Origin of the sequence: Hoyosella sp. YIM 151337 (assembly GCF_026041215.1) — a bacterium.
In the GTDB taxonomy this organism is placed as follows: Bacteria; Actinomycetota; Actinomycetes; order Mycobacteriales; family Mycobacteriaceae; genus Hoyosella.
In genome coordinates this window covers 37573-63296 of sequence record NZ_JAPEIQ010000013.1, presented here as the reverse complement: position 1 = coordinate 63296, position 25724 = coordinate 37573, and the positions used below count along the sequence as shown (strand labels likewise).

Annotated in this window: 28 protein-coding genes; 8 read left to right on the top strand and 20 right to left on the bottom strand. The window is 62.8% G+C overall.

Translation table 11 applies throughout. The features are described 5' to 3' along the window. The first annotated feature begins 1 nt into the window (after position 1). Positions 2-382, top strand: coding sequence for a VOC family protein (locus ONR57_RS06420; RefSeq protein ID WP_265122268.1), 381 nt, complete (start codon positions 2-4; stop codon positions 380-382). A 1-nt stretch (position 383) separates the two neighbouring features. Here ONR57_RS06420 and ONR57_RS06415 read toward each other — a convergent pair whose 3' ends face one another. The 3 genes from ONR57_RS06415 to ONR57_RS06405 form a co-directional block, all read right to left on the bottom strand. Next, the gene (locus ONR57_RS06415; protein WP_265122267.1) at positions 384-635 is read right to left on the bottom strand and encodes an anti-sigma factor; all 252 of its coding nucleotides are present in this window, start codon (positions 633-635) and stop codon (positions 384-386) included. Then, the gene (locus tag ONR57_RS06410) at positions 628-1266 is read right to left on the bottom strand and encodes an RNA polymerase sigma factor (protein ID WP_265122266.1); all 639 of its coding nucleotides are present in this window, start codon (positions 1264-1266) and stop codon (positions 628-630) included. Before ONR57_RS06410 ends, ONR57_RS06415 begins: the two co-directional genes overlap by 8 nt. Before the next feature lie 72 nt (positions 1267-1338). Continuing rightward, positions 1339-2067, bottom strand: a complete 729-nt coding sequence (locus ONR57_RS06405) for a flavodoxin family protein (protein WP_265122265.1) — start codon at positions 2065-2067, stop codon at positions 1339-1341. Between the two features lie 189 nt (positions 2068-2256). Here ONR57_RS06405 and ONR57_RS06400 point away from each other — a divergent pair, with 189 nt between their 5' ends. After that, complete coding sequence (locus ONR57_RS06400) at positions 2257-3450, top strand: cation:proton antiporter (protein ID WP_265122264.1); 1194 nt, start codon at positions 2257-2259, stop codon at positions 3448-3450. Here ONR57_RS06400 and ONR57_RS06395 read toward each other — a convergent pair. Together ONR57_RS06395 and ONR57_RS06390 are read right to left on the bottom strand one after the other, a co-directional pair. Beyond that, positions 3437-4093 carry an enoyl-CoA hydratase-related protein gene (locus tag ONR57_RS06395; RefSeq protein WP_265122263.1) on the bottom strand — a complete coding sequence of 219 codons (657 nt, stop codon included), beginning with the start codon at positions 4091-4093 and terminating at the stop codon, positions 3437-3439. The two genes, ONR57_RS06400 and ONR57_RS06395, sit on opposite strands and share 14 nt — an antisense overlap. After that, entirely contained in the window at positions 4090-4737 is a 648-nt protein-coding gene (locus tag ONR57_RS06390; protein ID WP_265122262.1) for a TetR/AcrR family transcriptional regulator, read from the bottom strand. Before ONR57_RS06390 ends, ONR57_RS06395 begins: the two co-directional genes overlap by 4 nt. Positions 4738-4800: 63 nt before the next feature. Here ONR57_RS06390 and ONR57_RS06385 point away from each other — a divergent pair, with 63 nt between their 5' ends. Both ONR57_RS06385 and ONR57_RS06380 read left to right on the top strand, forming a co-directional pair. After that, on the top strand, positions 4801-7890 hold the full coding sequence (locus tag ONR57_RS06385) for a sacsin N-terminal ATP-binding-like domain-containing protein (RefSeq protein WP_265122261.1): 3090 nt from the start codon (positions 4801-4803) through the stop codon (positions 7888-7890). 20 nt (positions 7891-7910) lie between these two features. Beyond that, on the top strand, positions 7911-8441 hold the full coding sequence (locus ONR57_RS06380) for a hypothetical protein (protein WP_265122260.1): 531 nt from the start codon (positions 7911-7913) through the stop codon (positions 8439-8441). Positions 8442-8448: 7 nt separating this feature from the next. Here ONR57_RS06380 and ONR57_RS06375 read toward each other — a convergent pair whose 3' ends face one another. Continuing rightward, positions 8449-8658: a PLDc N-terminal domain-containing protein gene (locus ONR57_RS06375; protein WP_265122259.1), complete on the bottom strand. Its 210-nt coding sequence runs from the start codon at positions 8656-8658 to the stop codon at positions 8449-8451. A 70-nt stretch (positions 8659-8728) separates the two neighbouring features. Beyond that, complete coding sequence (locus ONR57_RS06370; RefSeq protein WP_265122258.1) at positions 8729-9964, bottom strand: MFS transporter; 1236 nt, start codon at positions 9962-9964, stop codon at positions 8729-8731. Between the two features lie 96 nt (positions 9965-10060). Between ONR57_RS06370 and ONR57_RS06365 the strand changes: the two genes are divergently transcribed. Both ONR57_RS06365 and ONR57_RS06360 read left to right on the top strand, forming a co-directional pair. Further along, on the top strand, positions 10061-10945 hold the full coding sequence (locus tag ONR57_RS06365; RefSeq protein ID WP_265122256.1) for a LysR family transcriptional regulator: 885 nt from the start codon (positions 10061-10063) through the stop codon (positions 10943-10945). A gap of 83 nt (positions 10946-11028) precedes the next feature. Beyond that, positions 11029-12147 carry a site-2 protease family protein gene (locus ONR57_RS06360; protein WP_265122255.1) on the top strand — a complete coding sequence of 373 codons (1119 nt, stop codon included), beginning with the start codon at positions 11029-11031 and terminating at the stop codon, positions 12145-12147. A gap of 3 nt (positions 12148-12150) precedes the next feature. Here the strand turns inward: ONR57_RS06360 and ONR57_RS06355 are convergent, their stop codons facing one another. From ONR57_RS06355 to ONR57_RS06345, 3 genes are all read right to left on the bottom strand, one after another. Then, the gene (locus ONR57_RS06355) at positions 12151-12966 is read right to left on the bottom strand and encodes an SDR family oxidoreductase (RefSeq protein WP_265122254.1); all 816 of its coding nucleotides are present in this window, start codon (positions 12964-12966) and stop codon (positions 12151-12153) included. Positions 12967-12978: 12 nt separating this feature from the next. Then, positions 12979-13674, bottom strand: a complete 696-nt coding sequence (locus ONR57_RS06350; protein WP_265122253.1) for a hypothetical protein — start codon at positions 13672-13674, stop codon at positions 12979-12981. A 70-nt stretch (positions 13675-13744) separates the two neighbouring features. Then, positions 13745-14206: a PPOX class F420-dependent oxidoreductase gene (locus ONR57_RS06345; RefSeq protein WP_265122252.1), complete on the bottom strand. Its 462-nt coding sequence runs from the start codon at positions 14204-14206 to the stop codon at positions 13745-13747. Positions 14207-14255: 49 nt separating this feature from the next. On the opposite strand from ONR57_RS06345, the gene ONR57_RS06340 reads away from it, so the two are divergent. Together ONR57_RS06340 and ONR57_RS06335 are read left to right on the top strand one after the other, a co-directional pair. Continuing rightward, positions 14256-15281, top strand: coding sequence for an LLM class flavin-dependent oxidoreductase (locus tag ONR57_RS06340; protein ID WP_265122251.1), 1026 nt, complete (start codon positions 14256-14258; stop codon positions 15279-15281). A gap of 2 nt (positions 15282-15283) precedes the next feature. Next, positions 15284-15697 (top strand): PPOX class F420-dependent oxidoreductase, encoded by a 414-nt coding sequence (locus ONR57_RS06335; RefSeq protein ID WP_265122249.1) that lies wholly within the window; start codon positions 15284-15286, stop codon positions 15695-15697. On the opposite strand, the gene ONR57_RS06330 is transcribed toward ONR57_RS06335, so the two are convergent. The 10 genes from ONR57_RS06330 to ONR57_RS06285 all read right to left on the bottom strand — a co-directional run bounded on the left by ONR57_RS06330 (position 15633) and on the right by ONR57_RS06285 (position 25719). Continuing rightward, complete coding sequence (locus tag ONR57_RS06330; RefSeq protein WP_265122248.1) at positions 15633-16376, bottom strand: hypothetical protein; 744 nt, start codon at positions 16374-16376, stop codon at positions 15633-15635. The two genes, ONR57_RS06335 and ONR57_RS06330, sit on opposite strands and share 65 nt — an antisense overlap. A gap of 76 nt (positions 16377-16452) precedes the next feature. After that, positions 16453-17217 carry an ANTAR domain-containing protein gene (locus tag ONR57_RS06325; RefSeq protein ID WP_265122247.1) on the bottom strand — a complete coding sequence of 255 codons (765 nt, stop codon included), beginning with the start codon at positions 17215-17217 and terminating at the stop codon, positions 16453-16455. An 86-nt stretch (positions 17218-17303) separates the two neighbouring features. After that, positions 17304-17534, bottom strand: coding sequence for a hypothetical protein (locus ONR57_RS06320; protein ID WP_265122246.1), 231 nt, complete (start codon positions 17532-17534; stop codon positions 17304-17306). 100 nt (positions 17535-17634) lie between these two features. After that, positions 17635-19389, bottom strand: coding sequence for a sigma-54-dependent Fis family transcriptional regulator (locus tag ONR57_RS06315; protein ID WP_265122245.1), 1755 nt, complete (start codon positions 19387-19389; stop codon positions 17635-17637). A gap of 111 nt (positions 19390-19500) precedes the next feature. Next, positions 19501-20871 (bottom strand): FAD-binding oxidoreductase, encoded by a 1371-nt coding sequence (locus tag ONR57_RS06310; protein ID WP_265122244.1) that lies wholly within the window; start codon positions 20869-20871, stop codon positions 19501-19503. Next, complete coding sequence (locus ONR57_RS06305) at positions 20868-21191, bottom strand: putative quinol monooxygenase (protein WP_265122242.1); 324 nt, start codon at positions 21189-21191, stop codon at positions 20868-20870. The genes ONR57_RS06310 and ONR57_RS06305 overlap by 4 nt, the downstream gene beginning before the upstream one ends. A 34-nt stretch (positions 21192-21225) precedes the next feature. After that, a complete protein-coding gene (groL, locus tag ONR57_RS06300) occupies positions 21226-22875 on the bottom strand; it encodes a chaperonin GroEL (protein ID WP_265122240.1) in 1650 nt (549 codons plus the stop codon). A 38-nt stretch (positions 22876-22913) separates the two neighbouring features. Beyond that, on the bottom strand, positions 22914-23939 hold the full coding sequence (locus tag ONR57_RS06295; protein ID WP_265122239.1) for an NAD(P)-dependent alcohol dehydrogenase: 1026 nt from the start codon (positions 23937-23939) through the stop codon (positions 22914-22916). After that, the gene (locus tag ONR57_RS06290; protein WP_265122237.1) at positions 23936-24679 is read right to left on the bottom strand and encodes an iron-sulfur cluster assembly protein; all 744 of its coding nucleotides are present in this window, start codon (positions 24677-24679) and stop codon (positions 23936-23938) included. The genes ONR57_RS06295 and ONR57_RS06290 overlap by 4 nt, the downstream gene beginning before the upstream one ends. Then, positions 24676-25719 (bottom strand): amidohydrolase family protein, encoded by a 1044-nt coding sequence (locus ONR57_RS06285; RefSeq protein WP_265122236.1) that lies wholly within the window; start codon positions 25717-25719, stop codon positions 24676-24678. The genes ONR57_RS06290 and ONR57_RS06285 overlap by 4 nt, the downstream gene beginning before the upstream one ends. Between the last annotated feature and the right edge of the window lie 5 nt (positions 25720-25724).

The following is a 25724-nucleotide window of genomic DNA, read 5'->3' as shown; positions in this document are numbered from 1 at the left end:
TGTGCGGCGCGTCGACTATGTGATCTGGTACGTCACCTCGCTCAGCGATGCCGTGCGCTTTTATCGGGATATCGTGGGCCTTGACATCCGCACCGAAGGCAACGGCTACGTCGAATTCGCAATGGAGAACATCAAGCTGTCGCTTTTCGAGCGAAACAAGCTGCCTGATCTGATCGGGCGCCCCGCGGGCACGGCGCCGTGCGGCGAAATAGGCTTCCGTGTCCGCGACATCGACGCTGTGGCGCGAACGCTGCGTGAAAGAGGCGTCGAACCGCTTACGGGACCAGTGGACCGTCCCTGGGGTGAACGGACCATGCACATCGCGGACCCGGACGGAAACGTCATCGAATTCGCCCAGAAAATTCCGCGAACCGACGGATAATTCAGGTCCGCCAGTCGCGAAACGCATCGAGTAGACGCTGTCTCATGTGCGGATCTAGGTCATCGTCCCGAACTGACCCGAGGGCGCGAATCGTGGAGCGAATCTGCGACACATAGTTGGTGCAGCCTTCACATCCGTCCAGGTGAGCCTCGACCTTGCGGTGCGTTTCCGTGTCGAGCGCACCTTCCAGATAATCCGTGATGAGTTCCACTACGGTCTGGCACGTCAGATTAACGGAGTCGCCACTACCCATCGCGCGCCCCCATATATTGCTCAAGTGCCTGCCTGATTCGCGCGCGCCCGCGGTGCAAGAGCACGCGCTGGTTTGCCGCTGAGATTGCCAGCATCTCACACACCTCGCTGGCCTCGTATCCCATGACGTCGCGCAAGGTGACGACATCGCGCTGTGCTTCGGGAAGGCGGTCCAGCTCCTGCTGGGTAACCTCCCTGATCTCTGACGCGAGCAACGAGTGCTCAGGGCTTTCGTCCCATGCTTTCGGAGTTGAACGCCAGTGCCCGGGCCATGGCTCTTCCGGATCTTGGAACCGCGCAGGGTCGACGGCCGGAAGCGGCGAGTTTTCGTCGAACGACACTGCCCTATACCGCTGATCCTTCGCGCCGCGCGTCTTTGCGATATTGACGAGAACACGGAACAACCAGGTGCGCAGCAGCGCGCGGTGCTGAAACGCGTGGATGCCCTTGAGCAGAGCGATCCACGTTTCCTGCACCACCTCCTCGGCGGCCTCCCGGTTAGCCACGTAGCCGCGCGCTACCTTGAGCATCATTGGGGTGAGCTCATCAACGAGTGCGGCGAACGCCTGTTCGTCGCCGTTTCGCAGTGCCTCGACCAAACCCCGCTCGCGCGTGGCAGTTTCCTCGTCCAACCCCGCCTCCCTGAGGCGCCTGTTACCTCAGCATCGACGACGCGCGCAGAAATGAACACCCACGGGAGAATTCTATCGATATTCGGGATTCTCGAAGTCAAACCGGCAACCTGCGTCCCACGCCGAGCGCTGATTCCCATGCGCTGGCACTCCCTTCTGGTCCGCGAGCATGCGTGCGAAATGGATGAGATTCCACGTCATGAAGGTCGTGTTTCTGTTGGTGAAGTCGTTTTGCGGACCGCCGGATCCGGGGTCGAGATACGACGGCCCAGGTCCAGCCTCACCGATCCAGCCAGCGTCAGCTTGTGGCGGGATGGCATATCCGATGTGCTGGAGTGTGTACAGGGTGTTCATCGCACAGTGCTTGACGCCGTCCTCATTCCCGGTGATGAGGCACCCTCCCACGCGGCCGTAGTACAGGTACTGTCCGTATTCGTTGAGCAGATGTGAGCAGCCGTACAGCCGCTCGTGGATAATTTTCATCCACGAGCTATTGTCACCCAGCCAAATGGGCCCTGCCAGGACGAGAATGTGCGCCGCTTTCACCAGCTCGAAAATGGCGGGCCATTCATCCACGCGCGCGCCATGCTCCGTCATGTCTGGCCAGACGCCGATCGCGATGTCGTGATCGGCGGCGCGAATCACATCAACATGCACGCCGTTCTTACGCATGATTCCGGCACTGATGTCAATCAGACCTTCAGTGTGGCTGCGCTCGGGTGAGCGTTTCAGAGTGCAATTGATGAAAAGCGCGCGCAGGTCGTGATAGCGAGCGGGGGCAGTTGTTGGGCCAGCGAACATGAGTACTCCTTGAGTCTGGGGTTCGGCAGGGGGTGCCTGCACACTCAGTGCCTGTCGGTAGGCCGAGCGTTACATTCGCCCTTCCCCACACCCCTGCGGCAGCAGAAAAGGTGGTGGCTTGGCTGTAACGCGCGCACTGTGGCCAGGCACTGAGGAAATGTCACTGCATTTCTGGGAGAGGCGGTCGCCATGAGTGCCAGCCTGGTTATCGTTCTCGTTATAGCGGGAGTGATTCCGCTGCTGATCGGCGCCGCCCGGATCGTTCTCATCCCGGTCGCACTGTGTGAGATCTGTGCGGGAATCGCGCTTGGCCCATTCGGCCTGGGCTGGATCGAAATCGACGGCACAGTTCGTGTGGTCGCCTTGCTCGGGCTGTCATTCCTGTTGTTCGTTGCCGGCCATGAGATCGACCCGCGCCGCTTTCGGGGCACACTTGCACGCCACGTCGCTGTCTCCCTCCTGCTATCGATCGGGCTGGCATTAGCCGCAGGTGCGGTTTTCGCGCTTCTTGGGATACGTGGCACACCGCTCCTCGCGGTGGCCCTGCTCGCAACGTCACTCGGTCTCATCGTGCCAGTGCTCGCTGACGCACAGCAGCGCACAACATCCGTTGGCAAGATCACGATCGCCGGTGCATCCGCGGGAGACATCACCGCAGTGGTGTTGTTGTCGGTTGGTTTCGCGGGGACAGACGCACCTCTTCCCGGCCGGGTGCTGCTGCTGGCCCTGCTCGCGCTCGCCATCACCGCACTTGGTGCCGCGATCGCCGGCCTGACCCATTCCCGCCGCGTCACGGCGATCATCCAGCGCGGCGCAGATACCAGTGCGCAGATCAGGGTGCGGCTCACAGTGCTACTGGTAGCCGGGTTGGCGTACGTCGCCGACGCCGTGGGTTTTGAGGCGATTCTTGGAGCGTTTCTCGCTGGTGTGCTTGTGCGTGTGCTCGATCCCGAACCTGAACGGACGCACCCCAGGTACCCGGTCAAGTTAGAAGCGCTAGGCTTCGGTTTCCTCATACCGGTCTTTTTTGTCGCCAGCGGTGCCGCGATCGACGTCGGGTCGCTGCTGGCGAACAGTTCCGCCCTGATGAGGGTGCCACTGTTTCTCGCTGCGCTGCTCATTGTTCGCGGCGTTCCCGTGGTGGCGTACGCGGGTGAGGTGAGCCGCCGGGAGGCGGTGGCCGTCGCGCTGTTGCAGGCGACGTCGCTGCCGTTTCTGCTTACCGCGGCCCAGATCGGGCGAGAGATGGACCTCATCGATGGTGAAACGGCCGCTGCGCTCGTCCTGGCAGGACTTGTTTCGGTACTGCTCTTTCCCGCGGCCGCTGTCAGCTTGCTGCGTACCGTTCGGCTTGTCCCTCCACCCCTTCTCAGGTCGCGGTGAGGTGCGCAAGCGCGTGTTCGAACATCGTTTTCTTAATCGCTGCGAGCGTGGTTTGGTCCTTGCCGCCCAGTGCAGAAATCAGGCCGATTGCCGCGTCAGTCACCGCACCCTCAGCAGCTGTGGCATCGACGATGCCGATGGTTTGTGCGTCGACGCCGCCGAATCGGCGTCCGGTAGTCATCGAGGCGACCGCTGCTTGTGGTGTGAGCTTCGCCTGAATCAGTGCCGCCATCGCGGTGGTGAACGGGATGTGGATGTCAACCTCGGGGAAGCAGAAGAAGCCGCGGTCGGCGCGCATCACCCGGTAGTCGTGAGCGATCGCGAGCATAGCTCCCGCACCGAAAGCGTGCCCGGGAATCGCCGCAGCGGTGGGCATCGGCAGAGCAAGGACACGAGCGAAGAGCGCGTGCACGCGATTGACATAGCTCTGCAATTGGTCACCGTGTGCGCCTAGCCATTCGAGGTCTAGACCATTCGAATAGAACTTTCCGGATGCGGTCGTGACGAGGGCGTGCGCACCCTCGCTGACGACGGTGTCGAGGTGTGTACTGACCGTGTCGAGGAACTCCGGCGAGAACCGGTTCTCGCTGTCGCCGAGGTCCAGTACCGCGATCTTGTCGGAATAGCTGAGAGTTGGGGTCATGACATCTCCTGAATTCGGGGGACGGACTCGACAGGTGGCGGACCGACGCTGAGGATGGCACGCACAGCTGCGCGAAGGTGTTCACGCGCAGTGGGTTTCCCGAGGCGGTCTCTGGTCAGCAGGATGCTGGTGGGGAGGTCGACCACACAGGTGGTGATCACGTCGACCGCCGCTGCGTCTTTGCGGTCCCACATCGCGACGGAAAGCCGAATCATCAGGCCAATAAGCTGCCGTTCGAGTCTGCTGATCTCCTCTGATATGTCCTCGGGAAGACCGTCCCCGAGGAGGTCGCTTCTTCTGAGGGCGTGCAGGATTACCGACGACGCGGGGAACCGTTCCGCGAAAACTGCGGGTGCGTCAGCTGCCCCAACTACGGCGCGCGCCGCGGGCTGCGAACCGCCGCCGGCGCTGAGGCCAGCGTCGACTAACTCTGCCTGCACTTCCAGGAATCGGCGCGCGGCGCGTATCCAGGTTTGGCCCACCAGTCCGGAGCGGGATCCAAACGAGTGGTAGAGCGCACCGTTGGACATACCGGTGGCCCCGGCGATCGCGCGGATGGTGACCGCTGCGGGGCCAGACCGTGCGATGAGCTGTTCTGTGGTGTCGAGCACCTCATCGGGGTCGTGAAGCCTGGGCCGGGCCATGCCCGAACTGTAACAGAGCGATCGCTCTGTTACAAGCGCACTGGTACCTGGCAAGCTAGTGCCGTGACACGAAACGATCCTGGAGCGGCTAAGAACGATAGTGCGGAGACAGCCGACCCCTTTAGTACAGCTGTACTGCGCCGCCGCGTACTTGCTGCCTGGGCTGACTCGGCGGCCCGCTTCCGGGAAGACGCGAACGCGGAGGAAGATTTCGCGTTGAGCGGCTACCGTGACCGGTTGATCATCGAACTCGCACAAAACGCTGCGGATGCGGCTCGGCGCGCGGGAGTGCAAGGTCGCTTGCTGTTCAGGCTCAACGGGCTTCGACTCACCGCCGCGAACACCGGAGCGCCACTCACAGCCGAAGGCGCAGAATCACTGTCAACGTTGCGAGCCTCGTCTAAACGGCACAGCGGTGACGCGACTGGCCGTTTCGGAGTTGGTTTCTCGGCCGTTGCCGCCGTCAGCGACGACATCAACGTCACCTCGCACGGACACGCGCTGCTGTACTCACAGCAGCGTGCACGCGACGCAGTCGCCACCGTCACGCAAGACAACCCCGCTCTCAGAAGTGAAGTCGAGCGCCGGAATGGGCACGTTCCGACCCTGCGCCTTCCCTTCCCGGCCCCACCCGCCACCGAGCCCGGCTACGACACCGTCGTGACCCTTACACTGCGCTCGGAGGACGACCGCATGCGGGTTCGCACGCTGCTTGAGCAGACCGGTGAGGCACTGCTCATTGCAATGGAAGGCCTCGCCGAAGTCGTTATCGATATCGGCGGCCAGTCGCGCACGCTCACTCGCGTAAGCGACACGGCTGGCGCTGATTTCACGACCACGGTCGACGGCGTCGGTACGCGGTGGCGAACCGTGCGGCGGACGGGTGCATTCATACCCGCGATGCTTGCGGACCGCCCGCGCGAAGAACGTGACCACACCACGTGGGTCGTTCAGTGGGCAGTGCCCGTGACGCGAGACGGCAGCATTGGTCCGCTCCCCGAAGACGTCGCGCCGGTCGTGTACGCACCAACGCCCAGCGATACCGCCCTCTCCCTCCCTGCCCTGCTGATCGCGACGTTTCCGCTCAGCGCAGATCGCCGCAACGTCCAGCCAGGCCCCGCAACGGAGTTCCTCATCCGCGCAACGGCCGACGCGTACGCCGAGCTTATGACCAGGCTCAGCGGTTCGGCCGCGCTGCACCTCGTTCCCGTCGCCACACTCTCTGGCGGCTGGTTCGAATCGACACTGCGCGAGGATATTTCACAGCGAGTCCGCGACACACCTTTTTTGGAGACGCACGAGGGCCAGCGTGTTACCCCGCGCAATTCGATCGTGCTCGACATCGGGACCGGCAGAGCAGCACCGCACCTCGCGGGCGTGCTGGCTCCGATCGTCACGGGACTTCTCCCCGGGGATTGGGACCCGCGGATACCGCAATTGCGTGCGCTCGACATACGCAGGCTAGATCTCGCGGCGACAGCCGACCTTCTCGCTGACCGCGCACATCCGCCCGAGTGGTGGTCGGCCGTGTATGCCGCCATTCGAGCGGATGCCGCCCATGGGGCAGACCTTGGTGAGCTTGGAGCGCTCCCGATTCCCCTCGCGGATGGCAGACTCGTGCGCGGTGCGCGAAGCGTTCTGTTGCCTCCACATGCCAACAGCGGTGACCTGACGCCAGATAACCTAGCCGCGCTCGGGTTACGCATCGTGCATCCTGACGCGGTCGACCCACTGCTCGACCGGCTCGGAGCCACCCAGCTGACCGCCGCGACAGCGCTGATGGATCCGCTCACCGAAGCTCTCGTCCGCGATTCGGTTGACCATCACCGTCCAGAAGAGATATCCCGCGCGGTGCTCGCGCTCGCCTCGGAAGCCGGACTCACCAGTGACGACGTGCCATGGCTCGCTGAACTCGCACTTCGCGATGAAGAGGACGAGTACGTGCCGGCGGGTGAATTGCTTATCGCCGGGGCACCACTCGAGGCGGTCATTGCCGATGACGCACCCCTCACACGTGTTCACCCCGAAGTCGTCGACAGGCACGGCACAGCTGTCCTGCGCGCGGCGGGGGCACTCTGGACCTTCACGCTCCGGCGGGCGTCCGACGTCGAACTTACCGGTGAGCCAGGTGACCTCGACGAGGTATTTAGCGGTGCGATCGACGGGATCGAAGAGTGGGGCGATTATGTTCTCAGCCTGATCGGTGCCTCTGCGGTACCGCCAATGATCCCGGAACTCGGGTGCATTGCGGATCTCGACCTCGTCGACGACCGAAAATGGCGCGAAGCGTGTGCGCTGCTCGCAGACCCGGATCTCCGCCAGACTGTCACAACCGCAGTGCGAGTGGTCAGCGCGGACGGCGGGGTGCACGACGTGCCCTCCCATGCAGCGTGGTGGCTGCGGACCCGCGCACGCATCGACAATAGACCTCTCACGCATTACCGGACCGCCGACGCCGACGCCGAAATACGGCAACTTTTCGATGAACTTCCGGACCCGCTTGATGCTCAGCTTGCACACGCCATCGGGATCAGGCAGCACCTCCGTGAGGTAGTCCGCGACTCGGGCGGTGCGGATGACCTCCTGGCGCGGCTAGCTGACCCCCGGCGCACCCTTGATCGCGCAGCGCTGCACGCCATTTGGGCCGCACTTGCACAGGTCGAACCCGATCTGGTGACGCCCCCTGAGCGCGTCCGGGCAGTGCAGGACGGCAAGCTTGTCATCGCAGACGCCGACGATGTGCTGATCGTCGATCAGCCGGATCTCTTGCCGCTTCTCGCGCAGCAGCCACTGATCTTCGCGCCACTGCACAGCGCTGCTTCGCTCGCTGACGTGCTCGACATCCCGCTTGCAAGTGAAGAGATACAAAAAACGGTGGCGCCGAATGGAAGTGTGCGCGAGGTCCCGGAGGTGGTGCACCTGTTCCTCCCCGGCGCAGCCCAGACGTACATGCAGCACGACAGTCTCCTCATGAACGGCGCGCCGGTTGAGTGGGTTGTTGTCGATGGTGAACTTCATGCTTCTACCCCTGGGGGGCTTGCGCGGGCGCTGGCGTGGGGGGCAGGGCGATGGGAACGCAGGCATCTTCTCACTGCAGTGCTGTGTGAACCGCAGCGTGCCAGCGAGTTCGTGGCCGAAGCTGAACTGGAGTGAAATCTGGCAGGATCCCAGTTATGTTCGGGATCCACACTTTGCATCCGCGTACGCTGTGGCGATTGTTTCTCGCGTTCCTCGCTGCCACTATTGTTGTGTCCGCGGGGATGTGGGCAACAAGTGGCACCTTGACCACAAGCGTGGCGCCCCACGGCATCGTCTCATTCGAATTTTCCGGAGATTCTGAGACCGCAGCGCTGATCATCGAGAGCTGGGGCGACCGCGGGCGAATCGAAGCAGCCTTCAACCTGGGCCTTGATTTCTTGTTCATCGCCGTGTGGGTGCCCGCGATTGCGATCGGATGTCTGTGGGTAGCACAACACTTCGGACGGTACGTGCGGGCACTCCGGGCGATCGCGTTGCTGCAGATTGTCGCTGGTGTGCTCGATATGGTGGAAAACGTCGCGCTGCTGAACCTATTGCTGGCACCGCCGGCTGAGCCGTGGCCGCAGCTGGCGTGGTGGGCCGCCGCGCTGAAATTCAGCATTGTGGGCGGGGGAGTCGCTGCTATCGCTGCGGGTGTGATCGTGGCAGGGGCCCGGCGCACGTAGCGTCACATCACCGTTTGCGGCCTCGCGCGAAGTACGCGATGGGGCCGATGAAGTTGATAGCGATGATCGCCGCCCATTTGGCTTTAGAACCATTGACCTCTGTCGCGGGCCTGCAAGCCAGGTCTGACCACGCGGCGGCAGCCAGGCTGAGCTGAACAGAAGCAGCGCCGAGCAGTACACCGCGCTGGGCAGGGCTCAGATCTTTCCACGACGTCATCGACTTACACCTCACTGTGAGCGGCTAATTCATCGTCGAATCTACCGGCGGAGCTTCCTTTTGTAAGAGACTAAAGGCCTTTCCCTGCTGAGACCTTGCGACCATCCCTCGCACTCCACGCGACAAGAAGCAGGGCGCAAACAATGAGCACGCCGACGAACATCGTGAGCGCCGGCCAGCCGCCCATCGTGAAGAAGACCCCGGCACCACCTCCAGCAACAGACGACCCTAAGTAGTAGCTGAATAGGTACAGTGCGGATGCCTCGGCGCGGTGCTCGGTGGCGGCGAGGCTTACCCAGCTACTCGCGACTGAATGCGCGCTGAAGAAGCCCATCGTGAACACAGCGATGCCCATGAGGACGGCCGCGAGCGAATCGGGGACTGTGAGGAGAATCCCAGCCAGCATGACGACAACCGAGCCGGCAAGGACGATGGCGCGGCCGTAGCGGTCCGAGAGCTGCCCGGCCCGGGGAGAAGAAAAAGTGCCCGCCAGATAGAACAGGAATACCAGTCCGGTGAGGGTGGCGGTGAGACCGAACGGGTTGCTGAGCAGACGATAACTCAGAAAGTTGAAGACGGCGACGAAGCTGCCCATCAGCAGAAAACTGACTGTGCAGAGCGCGAGGAGCACCGGCGATCTCAGGTGGTTCGCCACGTTCTTTGCGACTCGGCCGGGTGTCACCCGCTGTGGCTCGAACCGCCTCGATGCCGGAAGCAGGCGCACAAGCGCGATCGCGCTCAACGCCGCCACCAGCGCAGCCACCTCAAGGGCCCAGCGCCACGTCGTGACGTCGAGCATCGACGCAGTGAGAACTCTGCCGAGAAGGCCGCCAATGGTTGTTCCGGCGATATAGAGACCCATCGCACGCCCCAGTGAGGTGGCGTCGACCTCTTCCGCCAAATAGGCCATGGCGACCGCCGGTACTCCGGCAAGTGCTACGCCCTGGGCTGCGCGCAGCGCCAGCAGCACCTCCAGCGACGGCGCGAGCGGGACCAGCAGCCCAATGACAGCGGCTGACAAGGCCGACACCGTCATCACCCGAGTCCTGCCGAAACGCGCAGAGAGCGCACTCGCCGGGATGATCGTCAGGGCGAGCATGCCGGTCGTGAGCGACATGGCGAGGGCAGCTTTGGCGGGCGAGGCGCCGAATTGCTGAGAGAACTCCGGCAGAACAGCCTGCGTGGCGTACATCGATCCAAACGTCGCCACACCTGCGACAAACAACGCGGCGGTAACCCGGCGGTACCCGCGCGAGCGCAGCTTGTGCGCCTCGGGTTTGGCGGTGGTCTCGATCACTGCGGCCATACCAGCATCGTCCGCGTGCACCGCGGGAAAAGAAAATGCATGGATGTATGGGATAGTATGCTTTTTGTGTATACAAACTGATAGGCGGTCCAGCCAATGCCCAGTCACAGTGATGAGCTTCACCTCTTCATTACCGTCGCAGAGCACGGGCAGGTCACCGCAGCGGCCGAGGAACTCGGTATTTCGCAGCCCACACTGTCACGGCAGCTGCGGCGACTCGAACACGCAGTCGGCGCGTCACTGTTCAGCCGGCACGGCCGTCGCCTCGAGCTGAACACCAACGGCGAGATTTATCTTGAACATGCCCGCCGCGCGAAGGCCGAACTGGACGCGGCATGCCGCCGCATCGAGGACCTCGCCAATCCGTCGCACGGTACCGTGCGCCTTGGGTTTCTCCACTCGTTCGGCGTCTGGTTAATACCGCGCCTAATCCGGGAGTTTCGTGCACAAGAACCCCGTGTCCGGTTCGAACTCGAGCAAGATGCGGCAGCCACCATCGCCAGCAAGGTGGAATCCGGGGACACCGAACTCGCGATAGTTTCACCCCGCCCGACGTCTGCCGCGGTCGCGTGGAGTCTGCTCACACCGCAGCAGCTTGCGCTCGCCGTGCATGCGGACCATCCGCTCGCGCGCAGACACAGTGTGGACCTCGCCGAAGCTGCCGCCGAGCCGTTCATCACGATGCATCCCGGCTACGGGATGCGGCGCATCCTGGAAGAGCTGTGCGCGACAGCAAACTTTCAGCCGCACATCACCTTCGAAACCTCCGAACTGTTCACCATCTCGGGAATGGTCGCTGCCGGACTTGGGGTCGCTATCATGCCCGTCGAGCAGAGCCCCCTTCTGCCTGAAGGCCTCGTGCAAGTTCCCCTTAGCGGACCGGGATCCATGCGCGAGGTGGGCATCATCTGGAAGGCAGGCGCGGCGCTGAGTCGGCCCGTCCGTGCGTTCCGCGACTTCGTGGTCAGCGATTTCGCCTAAGTCTGGCGGCCCGGTCGCCGCATTCCTGTCTTCAGCCGGGAAAACCCGGAGAATGGGACTTACGCGTCAGATTGGAGGCCTCGATGCAGGGTGGCAGGATTCCGCTCGGCCGGGCAGCAGGTATACCTGTGGGTGCCCACTGGTCGGTGCTCGCGATTTTCGGGCTCATCACGTTCATTCTCGGTGCTTCCATATTGCCGTCAGCGGTACCGGGCCGCAGTGCCGCCGCTTACGGGACTGTCGCGGTAATCGGTGCGGTAGTTTTTCTGGCGTCGCTGCTCGCGCACGAACTGGCACACGCACTCGTCGCGCAGTCATATGGCGTCAAAGTCACCCGGATAACGCTGTGGCTGCTCGGTGGAGTCGCCGAGCTCGCAGAGAACCCCCGCACCCCGCGCGCGGAGTTCAGGATCGCCGTCGTAGGCCCACTCGCAAGCCTCGGTGTCGCCGTCGCTGCGTTTCTCGCGGCGTACCTGACCAGACAGTGGTTCGACCCGCTGGTGCTCGCCGCGATCATCTGGCTTGGCCTTGTGAACGCGATAGTCGCGGTATTCAACATGCTCCCAGGGGCGCCACTCGATGGTGGCCGGGTACTGCGCGCATTTCTTTGGCGGCGCAGCGGCGACCGGGAACAGGCGTCGCTGAAAGCAGCTAGCTTTGGCCGCGCATTGGGGTTCGGCTTCATCGTCTTAGGCCTCGTACAAGCCGTGTTCGCCTCAGCCGGCGGCTTGTGGCTGGTGCTGATCGGCTGGTTCATGCTGATGGCAGCCGCGGCCGAGCGAACGGCAGCGTCCGCGCGCCAGCAGTTTGCTGGCCTGCTCGCCAAAGATGTGATGACCCGGCAGTTTGACGTCGCGCCAGAATGGTGGCAGGTGGAAACGTTTCTCACCAGCACCCCTGGCCTCAGCCGCGGCGGCGTTTTTCCCGTCGTTTCTTACGATGGACAGCCCGTCGGTGTCGTCAGCCTGGAAGAGCTGGTGAATGCAGCCCGCGACAACCGGGCAGCTGCCCCCATCCGAGACGTCGCACGCGAGCTGCCCGACGACGCAATCGTGGGATTCGAGACGGATCTTGGCAGCTTAGTCACGCAGGTACCGCTGCGGTTCGGGCGCGATCTCGTCGCAGTCATGGATGGCCACAGACTCGCCGGCGTCATCACGCCGGACGCAATCATTCGGCACGCAAGCGGGCGGCACCCCTAAACGTCAGCCCTCGCGCCACGCAGCGGTTTCGAGTGCGCCGCTTGCCTGCGGTCCCATGAGCAGCATTCCGCCGTCAACGACGTATGACGAGCCCGTCACGTATTCGGCGGCAGGCGAAGCAAGGAAACTCACCACCGCAGCAACTTCATGAGCGTGTCCAGGCCGCTTCAGTGGGTACCCGGGCCGTGGCTGACTTGCTGGTTCAACGTCATCTTGCCCGGTCATTGGCGTTGATATTTCCCCGGGCGCGACGGAGTTCACGGTGATGCCGTACTCGGAGAGTTCCAGGGCGAGAACTTTCGTGAGCGCGCCCAATCCAGCTTTCGCGGCGCAATACGGTGCTGCTCCGACGCGGGGAGCGTGTTCGTGCACGCTGGTGATATTGATGATGCGGCCGCCTTCGCCTCGCGCGACCATACGGCGCGCCGCGACCTGGCTGCACAGAAACGCACCGTCAAGGTCGACGGACACGACCTCGCGCCACCGTTCGTAGGGCATATCCAGTGCAGGCTCCGACGAACCGGTGCCTGCGCAGTTCACCAGGATGTCCAGTGCACCTAACTCGTCTGCGAGTGAGTCAACCGCCAGCGGCGAACGCGGCAAGTCCGAGAGATCAAGATGGCGCACCGCCGCCCGCACGCCCTTCTTGCGTGCCTCCATCGCGGTGTCTTCAGCTCCTTCTTTGTCAGAGTTGTATGTGATGCCGACACTCACACCGTGCGCTGCCAATTCCGCTGCGATCGCGCGGCCGATGCCGGAATCGGAACCAGTAACGACGGCAACGAGCGGGTTTTGTGCAGTGGGGGCTCGCAAGGGCATATGACTCCTCCTCTACGGTCTCCCGGATCGCGTACCCGCAATACCGCTATGTATTCGCTGCGTTAGCAGGAGATTGGTGAGTGTACGGCCAGTGAGCGCCCCCACAGTGAGGCCCATGGCGACAGCGGCTGCCAGCCCCACTACGCCGTGGGTCCAGATGGGCCATCCATCAGGGACAGCCGACAGCGCGACGATGGGGATGGTCACGCCGGCCAGCCATGCCGCTGCGGTAACCCAAATCCAGCGGGCCGAACGCGGGACCGTTTGTCTCAGGACCGTCCATTGCGCAAAGCCCATACCGACAAGTGCCATAACCCAGAGTGGAGAGAGCAGAACGATCATCACCCACGCTGGCGCAGTTGACGAGCCACCGATCACGCTAGTGCCCATCCCGATAAACCATGCGAAGCCTGCGGCCGCAGCTGTTGCGGTGATCCACTGCCGCGAGTCGATTCCAGGCGCGTACCGCCGCAGCACCCACGCCTGGGCAGCGCCGAGCACTGCACCTTCCGCCACGCCCGCCAGCGTGAGGAATATGACGAAAGCGAAATCGGGGGCGGCGAGCATGCCGAGCGTCACTCCGGCTACAGCGGGCGGAATGAAGCCAGCGAGTTCCCCGACAACGAACGCGAGAGTCCAGGGGCGGACGAGGTTCGCGTCGCCGCGAGCATCCCGCACGATGGGTGCTTGTCCTGCCATACGGGTCATAGCACCAAGGGCACTCCGTTTCCCGGTAAGCAGGTAGAGGCCTTCGGCCCTGATTTCCGGCCGCGGGACCTTACGTCCGGTTCTGTGCAGGCGGAAAGCCGCCGGTAGCGATGGGACCCCACGCCGTTGGCGTGATGCGGATGAGGCTTTTCCCTTGCTCGCGCATCGCGTCCCGGTATTCATCCCAGTTGGGATGCTCACCCGCTATGCACCTGTAGTACTCCACGAGCGGCTCGAGGGCGCCGGGCATGTCAAGGACTTCAGCGTTTCCCTCCACGTGGACATACGCGTCACTGAACGCGTCCGACAGCACGCAGATGCTGACCTGCGGATCACGCCGTGCGTTGCGCGTTTTGGCCCGTTCTGGATACGTGGCGATGACTATTCGGCCCTCGCTGTCGACGCCCGAAGTGACCGGAGACATTTGCAGCCCACCGTCCCTTTTTCGCGTGACGAGCACGCAGTGATGGCGGGTGCGGACGAATTCGAGCAACTCGGCGCGGGACACCTTCTTCGTCGTTGCGACAGCCATGGTGTCAGCGTAGTGGTCAGCGGCGGAAATACTGCCACGGAACTTAGTGTTGAAACGACGGTGTGCCTTCTCAATACTCGACCTCGCCACCGTTGCCGACGATGAAACGGTCAATGACAGCTTCGCCGCTAGCGTAACCCTGGCGCAGCACGCAGAAAGGTGGGGCTACAAGCGGATCTGGTACGCGGAGCACCACAACATGAAATCGATCGCCTCCTCCGCGACGAGCGTGCTCATAGGTCATATCGCTGCCCACACTTCGGCGATCCGGCTGGGGGCGGGGGGAGTGATGCTGCCCAATCACTCACCGCTGGTTATCGCTGAACAGTTCGGCACACTAGCGACTCTGCATCCCGGCCGGATCGATCTGGGGCTGGGCCGGGCGCCAGGCACGGATCAGACCACGCTGCGTGCGCTGCGCCGTGATGCCACATCGGCGGACAGATTCCCGCAAGACGTATTAGAACTACAGGCCTACCTGGCGGGCGAATCACGGATTCCGGGTGTGGCGGCGGTCCCGGGAGCAGGAACGAAAGTGCCGCTCTACATTTTGGGTTCCTCGCTTTTCGGCGCTCGCCTCGCTGCGGCTCTCGGCTTACCGTATGCATTCGCTTCGCATTTCGCGCCAGATGCTCTCGAGGCGGCGGTGGCGGTGTACCGGAAAGAATTCCAGCCTTCCGAGCAACTCGAGCACCCATACGTGATGGCCGGTGTCAACGTCATCGCCGCGGACTCACCGGCTGAGGCGATGCGTCTGTTCGATGCTGCGCAGCGGCATCGCGTCGTCAGGCTCGTGGGCAAACACAGCGGCCGGCGCTTCACCGCCGAGGAGGCCGAGCTGCTGCTCCATTCGACCGCCGGGCAGCAGGTACGTCAGATGGCGCGCTACTCAGCCGTCGGCACACCAGATGAAGTCAGACAATACCTCGATGAGTTCGCAGAACACGCGCACGCGGACGAACTTATCGTGCTGTCCGCTGCCGTTGATCGGGACGCGTGGCTGCGCTCACTCGAAATCGTAGCCGAGGTCTGTGGGCTAGCACCGCAACACGCGTCAATCACCACGAAAGGATAATCATGCCTCAACCACCTCTGCCCAGCGATGCGGCAGAGATGTTCGCACGCCCGAACTACGCGACGATCAGCTCGGTGCGGCCCGACGGGCAACCCGTGTCTGTACCCACGTGGTATCTCTTTGAGGACGGCAGAGTGCTCGTGAACATGGACGCCGGGCGCAAGCGGCTCGAATACCTGCGCAGCGACCCGCGAGTCAGTGTGAGCGCGATGGATCCTGACGATTGGATCACACACGTCAGTGTTCAGGGCCGTGTGGTTGAGTTTGCCGATGACGAGGGGCTGCGTGATATCGATCGGATCGCGCGCCATTACACCGGCCAGCAGTATCCGGTCCGGGACCGGCCGCGGGTTAGTGCCTGGATCGAGATCGATCGCTGGCACGGATGGGGGCGCTTGCGTGCTCAGGGCGGCTGACCGTTAGGTGTTCAGCGAGCTTCCTGATGGTGAGCAACATTTTTCGGCTCATGACGAAGCTGATGGGCTCAAGCAGCAGGGGACCGAAGGTGAGTCGGCTTCGCAGGGACGGCCCGTAGCTGTAGCAGCCCCGTTCGATGACCCGCGTGGTGCTGCCATCGTGGGGGAGCAGGTGAAACCCCCATACAGTGCCCTCGCTGGTCTGTGGATCGTGGCCGTGCATAACGAGATGACTGTCAGCTTCGACGAACACCACCGGTATCGGCGGTGCCTTCGGATGCAGATGGATCGCGTCTCCGGGCCGGAGTTCCTGGAACTCCGGCAAGACTGAATCGGTATTGGTGATGCGACAGCCAATGAGGTTCTCGAGGCCCACGTAACTGTATAAGCCGCCGCGGCCCTGACCGATTTGCACGATCCACGGCCATACATCTGCTGGAGGAGCGGCGACTGTCACGGCGTGCGTGTAACTCCAGCCCGGTTCCCGGACGAGGTCGTCGCCAGGGTATGTGCGGTCCCGTTCCGCAGCTGTGGTGCCCCAGGTCGTGCGCCAGTTCCGCAGTGGCCGGCCGAGGATCACGTGAATCTTGATCAAAGCGATCCCGCAGAGGGTTTCGTACAGCATCGCGGCAAAGCGCCGGACGCGGGTGCTCGTAGCTGGGCGACGATAAGTGGTCATGCGCTAATGGTCGCGGCAACGGGCCTTCTGCGATAGGCGCCATCGGTCCCTTATGGAAGTGACCTCCGGCCCGGACTCACTGCCGAGTCTGTTGAGCCGTGTCTTCGATGAGTGCCGCGGCAACGTCCCGCAGTTTCCGGTTAGTATCTTGCGACAGTTTCCGCAATATTTCGAAGGCCTCCGCAGCAGAACAGCGGCGCTGCCCCATCAAAATGCCTTTGGCTTGTTCGATCGCGGCGCGAGACCTCTGCGCCTCTCTGAGCTGGTGATTTTCGCGTGCGAGGGCCAGATATCGCTGTCGGTAGCGAGGCATCGCGTTGCCTCCCGGGCCGATCAGGTCCAGAAGCTTGTGCCAGGCGTCGCAGTCGGTGTTGTATTCGTGCGCTGTGAAGCGTGCCAGCGCATTGTCCAGAGCGGTGAGGTCGTCGCTTCGCTGAATGACGCCCGCGACCCGGCCAGATTGGTCGAACAGCGGTTCGTGCACCAGCGTCCACACTTTGGGAACTGTGGCGCCGGGATTGTGTGGATCAGGTATGTCGTAGCGCTGCACCCACAATGTGTCCGGCTGCTGGGTGCGCAAAACACGCTCAAGCGAGGCCGCCACGGTTGGCATCCCCTTGTCAGGGTTCTCCGGGCTGTCGGGAAAACAGTCAAAGAGAGACCGATCGATTAGCGTCTTGCGCTGGTGCAGCGTGGATTGCGTATACGCGGTGTTGAGGCCCCGGATGCGCAGGCGGCGGTCGACCAGAAGCATGCCCGATTCGGTGGCACCTTCCAGTTTCCGTTCAGCTGCCGCGAAAAAGGACGCATCAGTATGCGTCGTTTGCGCGCCCCCTGACATGGTTGCACCTTCCCGGATCAGCGATCGAGCTTGTCATCACCATACTGCCGGGACAAACGATGATTGACCAGTATGGGCGTCGCGCGTCAGTCGGTGGCCGGTACTTCGACTAGGTCGAACCGTGCGTGCAGTTCGGCCCACGTGGCGCACCGTTTGCCGTACTCGCAGCGGTAGCTGCAGTCGCCCTCCGGCCGCCACGTCCGCATGAGATCATCACGGACAGTCGGGCGATCCGCCGGTTCCGGGATGTCGCGCACTGACGCCACAAGCCATACACGCCTGGAAAGCTGATGAGGTGAAGGGTGCGAGGTGGCCATTGCCGGTCTCCGTCGAGTCGCAACGAGTGGTGACAACTCAATCGTGAAACCGGCAGGCGCCGCTGACCGTCTCAAATACGGACACTCCGGGTGCAGGAGCTCACAGCGAAATTCCGAATTCCCTGATCTTCCGATAGATCGTGGCTCGCGATATACCCAGTGCCGTCGCCGCCGCCTTCTTGTTGCCGCCGTGCGTCTCGAGACTGCGGACGATCGCATCCCGCTCGAGTGCCTCAATCTGCGTCAGGGCGTGGCGGCTTACCGCGCGGCACATTGGGGGCAACTGATGCACCCCGATGACACCCGTCCGCTGGCGCTGCACCACTTCTCGCAGTACGTCTCTGAGCTGGGCCACGTTTCCCGGCCACGAGTACTTTCGCAGCTGGCGCAACGCGTCCGGAGACAGCGATACTTCGGCGCCACGGCTGAGCTGGCGGAGCAGGTGCGGCACAAGATCGATGAGGTCCTCAATGCGGTGGCGCAGCGCTGGGACGGAGACAGTTTGCCCAAAGAAAGGAAGCAGCAGCGCACCCAGACTGGAGTCGTGAGCCCTGCCGCTGATTGTGGCGCCGATCCAGCCGCCATGCTCACGTCCGTGGACGCTATCGGCGACTGTAGAGAGCTGCTCTTCGGTGAGGTCATCCAGGTCGCGCACGATGATCTGAAAATTCTCCTCACCGAGCGCCTGATCGAGCAGTTCTGCGCCGTTGCCGCCTTCAGCGAAATCCGCGGCAGAGAGGACACGCGCCGCGCGGCCGGGGCTGAGGTGCGCAACTGCGGCGGCTAGCGCGGCGCATCGGCCTGAACCCGGTTCGCCACTGACCGCAACCCACTGTCCGGCGCTTACGCAACGCGAAATCTCGTCACAACTATGCCGCCAGGATGCGCTATCGCCGACAAGCCCGGGCAGTGGCCGTGATTGTGGGTGGCGAGGAAGCGCGAGCATGGCGGGCTTGTCGTTGAGATGCACTGAGAAGAGCGCGGTGTCCGGATGCGTGCCCGCTTCGGGAACGCCGGCACGGGTGAGACGCACGGTCTGACCGCTCGGCAAGGTGCATACGAGGCTTCCACTGGCCCGCACATGCAGTGAGTCAATCGCGTGTTCGAAAAGCGCAGCTTGATCTTCGACATCGAGCGCCCAGCGGAGGCGGCGGTTCATCAGCATCACATCATCGCCCAGAGCGAGGATGCCGAGCTGTGGCGCGCGGCGGCAGGCCGCAAGATAGGCGTTGAGCAGTGTCATTTGCGCCGCGCTGGCCTCTTCCAGCAGCCGTCCTTCAATCTGATGGCTGGCCGATCGAGCGAGGGTAGCGAGGAGCGGACCACCGTCTTCGACCCATCCGGTAAGGTCGAGCACGCCCGCGACCGCCCCCGAAACGGGATGAATGATCGGCACGCCGGCACACGCCAGCTGACCAAGGCAGTCAGCATAATGCTCAGCCCCGATCACCAGGGTGGGACTGCGCGTCTCAATCGCGGTGCCAATCCCGTTCGTCCCGACAAATTCCTCAGCGTAGCTGTAACCCGGCGCGAGGTTTACGGCATCGAGTGTTCGCTCGAGACGGTGACTTGGACTGATCCGGGTCAGCACCACGCCGTCAGCCGAAGTCAGAATCACACTGACGGGCTCTGCGGCGAGGCCGTCGGCGAGCTGCTGCAGCACCGGACTGGCGGCTCGGATCAAAGGGCTATCCAGGTTCGGCTCGCGGATAAACGGCATGGTGAGCCGATCATTACGAACGCTGAAGGCTTTCGACCGTCGCCACGACGTCAGAATCGCCGCGCGCACGTTGTCGTCGGGCTCGCCATCTGTGAGAAAGCGTTCACGCGCTTTCTGAACTTCTTTGGTCGTCATCACCAATGCCTGCTTCAGCCTGCGTGCCTTCCTTGCGTGATTTGCGTACTGTGACCAGCGTAGACCGCCTCGGTCTTCGCTGCGTCTCAAAATGAGACACCGGACAGCCCGTCACACACCGCGGCCAGGATTGAGAATGCCCCGCGGGTCGAACACGGACTTGATGTCACCCATCAGCCGGCGCTCCGCCACGCCGACCATTTGAGTCAGGAATGAGCTTTTTAGCTGACCAACACCGTGCTCGCCGGTAATGGACCCGCCGAGTTCAAGACAGCGCGCCACCATGTCGCTGAACGCCCTGCGCGCTCGGAACACTGCATCCGGATCTGCGGCGTCGAACACGATAGTCGGGTGGAGGTTCCCGTCAGCCGCATGCCCGAACGTGCCAATAAGCAGTTCGTGGCGCGTCGCGATCTCGGATATCGCGGTGAGCATGCTGGCGAGCTGGGGGACGGGCACAGCCAGGTCATCGAGCAAGGTGCTGCCGCACTTCTCCAGCGCGGTCAGTGCAACACGGCGAGCCTGCATCAGCGCCGCACCTTCGCGTGCGTCTGCAGTGACATAGAGTTCAATTGGCTGGAGTTCGCCGCACGCCGCCGCGCATCGTTCGATCTGGGTGTGGGCGCTGTCGCCGTCGCACTGGATCAGCAGCATCCCGCCCGCCGCTTCGTCGAGGCCCATTTTCGTCATACGGTTGACCGCCGCGATCGTGGTGTTGTCCATGAACTCGACGAGTGACGGTTCGGTAGCTGCGGTGAGGCTGGCGACTGCGGAAGTCGCCGCGGTTGCGCTGGGGAACGTGGCAACCAGTGTGGCGGTTTCGCTGGGTAACTGTCGCAGCCGCACTGTTGCCTCCACGATAACCGCGAGTGTTCCTTCGGAACCCACGAGCAGCTGGGTCAGGTTGAGTCCGGCGGTGTTCTTGCGTGTGGCTGACCCGGTGTGAATTATCTGCCCGCCCGGCAGCACCGCTTTGATGCGTGCAACATGATCTGCTGTTACCCCGTACTTTGCACAGCACGCGCCGCCCGCGTTGGTCGCGATGTTCCCGCCAATTGTCGAAAAATCACGGCTTCCCGGATCAGGCACGTACCACAGTCCGTGCGCCGCCGCGGCCGTAGCCACATCGCTGTTGATGACACCTGCTTCCACGGTGGCGGTACGCGTGTGCTCGTCGATTGAGAGGATCCGGTTCATGCGCTCTGTGCAGAGCACGATGCAACCGTCAATTGCGTTCGCGCCGCCCGCGAGCCCTGACCCAGCACCGCGTGTCACAACAGGCACGCCCCTCTGATCAGCGATCCGCAGAGTGGCGACGACATGCTCGGCCGAGCGGGCACGCACGACCGCTGCGGGCGTACCTGCAGCGGTCAGCAGCGAGCGATCCCGGCGATAGGCAAGGCTGGCGTCAGCGCCGGAGATGACAGCCGAGCCGAGACACGCGGCCAGTTCCTCCACCGCGCTCATAGCGGTGCGAATCATGCGATCTCGAGTTCGCCCATCCGCGACCACTGGGTGCCAGGCACCTCCGTGTGGACGATGCGCGGGGTCTCCCTCAGCGCTGGGCGCATCGCGTCCAGCCCCTTCTTGAAGTGATCTGCGCGCACGTGGTCACTCCCAGCCTGCGCATCTCGAAAAGCTTCGACGAGAACGAACTCGGCAGGGTCGTCGACGCTGCGTGACCACTCGTACCAGAGGTTGCCCGGTTCCGCCCGCGTAGCCGCAGTGAACTCCTCGGTGATCTCTAGCCAGCTGTCCTGAAACTCGGGGCGAACTTTGAAGCGCACCACGATAAAGATCATCGATAGCCTCCGTTCCTCGTTGGTATGGGTTTGTTTAGTAGATGTTGGAGGGCCGCACCATGCCCTCTGCCAGATCGCCGAACCCTGGTGCGGGTATCGCCCCTGGATTGAATACGACTTCCTCGACAATCGCCGTTTCCGTGGTGATCAGAAGCGCAGCAATTGAAGCCGCACTTTCGAGGGCTGCGCGGGTCACCTTGAACGGATCGATCACACCTTCATCGAACATGTCACCGTAATCGCCTGTCAGGGCGTTGAACCCATGGCCGAGCGGTAAATCAGCAACGACCCGCGCCACGTCGTTTCCGTCGTATCCGGCGTTGTTTGCGATCCACGTGATCGGCTCAGCGAGCGCTTTGCGCACGATTTCGCTGCCGATCGCTTCATCCCCATCGAGGTCGAGGCCACGCAGTGCGGCGTGCGACTGCGCCAGCGCTGTACCCCCGCCCGACACGATGCCGTCTTCTTGCGCCGCTTGCGTGGCAGCGAGGGCGTCGTCAACGCGGAGCATGCGCTCCTTGAGTTCGACACTCGTTGCTCCGCCGACCCTGATCACGGCCACGCAACCACTGAGCCGGGCCATGCGCAACTGCAAGCTTTCCTGATCGGCATCGATTTTCGCCCGCTCGAGCTGGGCCTCGAGCTGTCCGATCCGTGCATCAACGAGGCGCGGGTCGCCGTGCCCGCCGACGATAGTCGTGGTGCTTTCGGTGACCGTGATCCGGTCACATGATCCCAGGTGCTCGAGCTTTATCTCTGACAGCTCCACCCCGGTGTCCTTGGCGATGACGTGGCCACCGAGAGCCACTGCGAGGTCTTGGAGTTCCGCCACTCGCCGGTGACCGAATCCGGGTGCACGAACAACCACCGACTGCATCGTTTTGTGCATGTTTCCGCCCACGAGCAGTTGCAGCGCGGGACCATCAACGTCCTCGGCGAGGACGACGAGAGGCCGCTCCGCGCGCTTGGCGACCTCGATGGTCGGCATGATGTCCTGAACTTTGGTGATCTTCTTGTTGGTCAACAAGATAAGCGGCTTGTCGTGGACCGCTTCCATACGTTCCGGGTCAGTCACCATGTAGCCGGAGATGTAGCCGTGGTCGAATTCGATACCGTCAACCACCTCAACAGAGATCCCAAGGGTGTCGCTTTCCTCTGTGGTGACCACCCCAGATTTGCCAACATAGTTCACTGCCGCAGCGATGGCTTCGCCGATAGCTTCGTCGTCGCTTGCAGCTAGTGCGGCGATTCGTTTCAGGTCTTCGCGGCCGACGATGTCAACAGACTGGTCTCGCAGCGTCTCGACTACCGCGGTTACCGCACGTTCGATACCACGGCGAACCCGCATGGGATTCGCACCGGCTTCAACCGCGGCGAGCCCTTCGCGCACCATCGCCTGGGCGAGCACCGTTGCGGTCGTGGTGCCGTCACCCACAACACCATTCGTTTTCATCGCCACTTCTTTCACGAGCTGAGCGCCCATGTTGGCGAACGGGTCGCGCAGCTGGATCTCGCGCGCGATGGTCACACCATCGTTGGTGATGGTCGGCGGACCAGTGAGCTTCTCGAGGACCGCATTGCGGCCTTTCGGCCCGAGGGTCACCTTGACCGCGTCGGCGAGAGCGTTGACGCCGTGCTCCAAGCGGAGGCGAGCGTCCTTGTTGTACCGCAGCTCCTTTGCCATGGTTTTCTGCCTTTCGTTCGTGTTGTCTGGAAGCGTTGTCAGGGAACGAGAATGGCGCGGCCGCGCACCCGTCCGGCGTCGAGGTCGTCGATTGCGTTCTGGAACTCGTCGAGTTGGTATTTAGTGGTGTGCAAGGTGACTTTGCCCTGTGCCGCGAGCACCATGAGTTCTTGCAGATCGTTGTAGGACCCCACCAGATTTCCGACGAAGTTGATCTCCGTCGAGATGATGTCGATGGTGGGAACGTCGATGTTCTCGCCGTAGCCGACGACGTAGTAGTTACCCGCGCGCCGGAGCATTGCGACACCTTGCTTGGTCGCGCCCCCTTCACCGACGAAATCGACGACGGCTTCAGCACCGTTGCCGCCGGTGATCTCCAGTACCTGCTCGACTTGACTGCCATCAGCCACGATGCCGATGTCGGCACCGATCTTGACTGCGAGATCGACAGCTGCGGGATTGCGGTCAACTACGACGATCGTCACGCCTGAGATGGCTTTAAGCACTTGGATGCCGATGTGGCCGAGCCCACCTGCGCCGATCATTACACAGACATCACCAGGGCGGGTCGTACGGGCAACCTTCGCGATCGCGTGGTAGGCCGTCAGTCCCGCATCGGCGAGGGCCGCCACATCGGCCGGCTCGAGCCCGTCGTCGATTCTGACTACGCTGCGTGCGGTGGTACGCAGATACTCCGCGTAGCCGCCGTTCGTGTCGATGCCGGGGAAGCTGCTGCTCTGGCAATGCACGTCGTCGCCAGATCGGCACGCGCGGCACAGACCGCAGGTGATGAGCGGATGCAGGATAACCTTGTCGCCTTCGGACACATTCGTCACGGCACTGCCCACGGCAGTCACCCAGCCGGCGTTCTCGTGACCGATTGTGTAGGGGAGTGCGACGTCCGTCTTCTCCGCCCACTGGCCCTCCAGGATGTGAATGTCGGTACGGCAGACACCCGCTCCGCCAATCTTGACGATCACGTCGAAGGGGTTCTCAATCTTCGGCGCCGCAACATCGTTGAGCTGTAGTTTCGTGTGGTACCCGACCACTTGCACGGCCTTCATTGCGGTCTCCCTGTTGTCCTGATATCGATGACCTGCGGTGTATCGGCGGAGTCGCTGTCGCCGTAGCGGGTCGCGAGCAGACCCCGGCAGAAATGCGCGTTGCCTTCCATCGAGATGCGCACCGATCGCGCAAACCTCAGCCGCATCGGAACCTCGACACGTGAAAGTGGGTGGCCTTCGTCGTCAACCACAACGCGAGACGCTGGGCAGATGCTGAGGCCGACGTCCACCCGGCGCCGCAGCAGCGCAGTCTTCTCCTTGCCCGCGGCGAGATCGCGGAGAGTGAGCCGGAAGATTTCGTCGAGGCGAAGATCCGACTCTTTGAGGTGCGCGGCGACGCACCGCTCCATCGCGGCGGCGTGGGCCTTGCGGAGGAAGGTGCGTCGCAGGTCCGCGAGGCTGTCGCTCGCTTCATCACCGAACGTGCCCCGATACCCTGCGTTAGCCGCGAGGCCAGCGTTGATCTTCTGGCTATCGTGATGATCGTCGAGCAGGACGTGGACCGTTCCAAGGTTCTCGACCATCCGGAGAGCGTCTTGTGCGTCTGATGCCATCAGGTACGCGAAGTTCGGTGCGCAGAACGCCGTGGGCAGCCGAAGACGGACAATGACGCCATGGTCGTCGAGAGTGATCGATCGGACAAATCCGAGGTCTGTGATGGGCTGGTCCAGTTCCGGGTCCGAGACCGTCGCGAGCGCCGCGACGATCTCGTCCACCAGTTCCACCGTTGGCGCGGTCATAGCGACGCGGCCTCTCGCGCCCCAGCGGCCACCTCAACACGGTCCTGTCCCGCTGACTCGCGCAACGCGAACTCGTTCGGGACGTCCAAGTCGTACAGGGCGGCCGCGTTCAGACCGAGGATCTTCTTCTTCTGCTCCACAGTGATTGCCGGGTACTCCGCCATGTCATCCGGGATCTGGAAATCCACGAATTGCTCGACCAGCCACTTTGGCGTCCATAGTGCATAGTCGCTGCCGAAGAGAATCTTGTCCTCGCCAATCCAGTACAGCAGCTCGCCCATAATCTGAGCGAAATACCGTGGGCGGCTATGGATGAACGGCATTGCCACCGCGAGACCGCCGTACACGTTGGACTCCTGGGTGGCGATCCAGCAGAAGTCCTCAAGCCGTGGCAGGCCGACGTGTTCCACGATGAAGCGCAGCTCGAGGTAATCAGTCGCGACCTTGTCGATGTCTGCCACATCGAACGCGTCGCGATCGAGCGGCCGGATGGTGGGCCCCTTATGCACGTGGATGTTCTTTATCCCCAGTGCGATACATTCTTCGAGGTAGCGCCGTGACCAACCATCATCGAGCTTGTAGCCGCGGGAGCTGCCAAACCACTCGGCGGTGTAGAGCTTTACGCCTTTCAGATTCATGCGTTCCGCGTCCCGGCGAAGCTGTTCGAGACCTTTCTCGCCATGGCGCGGGTCGTATGCGTGGTTGTAGGTCAGCTTGCCGGGATGCTGCTGGGTGAGCGCGAACGATTCTTCGGTTTGGCCGAAACCGTTGTGGTAGAACTCGCTCAGCAGCGTGGCCTGAAAGATAGCGTGGTCAACGTAGCCGTCCACGAAGATGTCTTTCATGAAGCGGTCGCTGCCGTAGTAGGCGTAGCTGTCGAAGTCCCACACATGTTCTTCGGGACTCAAGTTCTTGTGATAGTCGTAAAAGCAGTCGATGAACTGCTGGCCGTGAATGTTTCGCTGGTTCGACTTACGGCCGTCCCAGATATGCACATGGCCGTCGACGATGAAATACTGCTCGCCGTCCTTCTCGTACATGGCGT

Excerpts from the sequence above, each read along its gene's own strand:
- ONR57_RS06415 (WP_265122267.1), bottom strand. The coding sequence starts at position 635 with ATGGGTAGTGGCGACTCCGTTAATCTGACGTGCCAGACCGTAGTGGAA.
- ONR57_RS06405 (WP_265122265.1), bottom strand. The coding sequence starts at position 2,067 with ATGTTCGCTGGCCCAACAACTGCCCCCGCTCGCTATCACGACCTGCGC.
- ONR57_RS06400 (WP_265122264.1), top strand. The coding sequence starts at position 2,257 with ATGAGTGCCAGCCTGGTTATCGTTCTCGTTATAGCGGGAGTGATTCCG.
- ONR57_RS06395 (WP_265122263.1), bottom strand. The coding sequence starts at position 4,093 with ATGACCCCAACTCTCAGCTATTCCGACAAGATCGCGGTACTGGACCTC.
- ONR57_RS06390 (WP_265122262.1), bottom strand. The coding sequence starts at position 4,737 with ATGGCCCGGCCCAGGCTTCACGACCCCGATGAGGTGCTCGACACCACA.
- ONR57_RS06380 (WP_265122260.1), top strand. The coding sequence starts at position 7,911 with ATGTTCGGGATCCACACTTTGCATCCGCGTACGCTGTGGCGATTGTTT.
- ONR57_RS06375 (WP_265122259.1), bottom strand. The coding sequence starts at position 8,658 with ATGACGTCGTGGAAAGATCTGAGCCCTGCCCAGCGCGGTGTACTGCTC.
- ONR57_RS06370 (WP_265122258.1), bottom strand. The coding sequence starts at position 9,964 with ATGGCCGCAGTGATCGAGACCACCGCCAAACCCGAGGCGCACAAGCTG.
- ONR57_RS06365 (WP_265122256.1), top strand. The coding sequence starts at position 10,061 with ATGCCCAGTCACAGTGATGAGCTTCACCTCTTCATTACCGTCGCAGAG.
- ONR57_RS06360 (WP_265122255.1), top strand. The coding sequence starts at position 11,029 with ATGCAGGGTGGCAGGATTCCGCTCGGCCGGGCAGCAGGTATACCTGTG.
- ONR57_RS06355 (WP_265122254.1), bottom strand. The coding sequence starts at position 12,966 with ATGCCCTTGCGAGCCCCCACTGCACAAAACCCGCTCGTTGCCGTCGTT.
- ONR57_RS06350 (WP_265122253.1), bottom strand. The coding sequence starts at position 13,674 with ATGACCCGTATGGCAGGACAAGCACCCATCGTGCGGGATGCTCGCGGC.
- ONR57_RS06345 (WP_265122252.1), bottom strand. The coding sequence starts at position 14,206 with ATGGCTGTCGCAACGACGAAGAAGGTGTCCCGCGCCGAGTTGCTCGAA.
- ONR57_RS06335 (WP_265122249.1), top strand. The coding sequence starts at position 15,284 with ATGCCTCAACCACCTCTGCCCAGCGATGCGGCAGAGATGTTCGCACGC.
- ONR57_RS06330 (WP_265122248.1), bottom strand. The coding sequence starts at position 16,376 with ATGACCACTTATCGTCGCCCAGCTACGAGCACCCGCGTCCGGCGCTTT.
- ONR57_RS06325 (WP_265122247.1), bottom strand. The coding sequence starts at position 17,217 with ATGTCAGGGGGCGCGCAAACGACGCATACTGATGCGTCCTTTTTCGCG.
- ONR57_RS06320 (WP_265122246.1), bottom strand. The coding sequence starts at position 17,534 with ATGGCCACCTCGCACCCTTCACCTCATCAGCTTTCCAGGCGTGTATGG.
- ONR57_RS06315 (WP_265122245.1), bottom strand. The coding sequence starts at position 19,389 with ATGACGACCAAAGAAGTTCAGAAAGCGCGTGAACGCTTTCTCACAGAT.
- ONR57_RS06310 (WP_265122244.1), bottom strand. The coding sequence starts at position 20,871 with ATGATTCGCACCGCTATGAGCGCGGTGGAGGAACTGGCCGCGTGTCTC.
- ONR57_RS06305 (WP_265122242.1), bottom strand. The coding sequence starts at position 21,191 with ATGATCTTTATCGTGGTGCGCTTCAAAGTTCGCCCCGAGTTTCAGGAC.
- groL (WP_265122240.1), bottom strand. The coding sequence starts at position 22,875 with ATGGCAAAGGAGCTGCGGTACAACAAGGACGCTCGCCTCCGCTTGGAG.
- ONR57_RS06295 (WP_265122239.1), bottom strand. The coding sequence starts at position 23,939 with ATGAAGGCCGTGCAAGTGGTCGGGTACCACACGAAACTACAGCTCAAC.
- ONR57_RS06290 (WP_265122237.1), bottom strand. The coding sequence starts at position 24,679 with ATGACCGCGCCAACGGTGGAACTGGTGGACGAGATCGTCGCGGCGCTC.
- ONR57_RS06285 (WP_265122236.1), bottom strand. The coding sequence starts at position 25,719 with ATGTACGAGAAGGACGGCGAGCAGTATTTCATCGTCGACGGCCATGTG.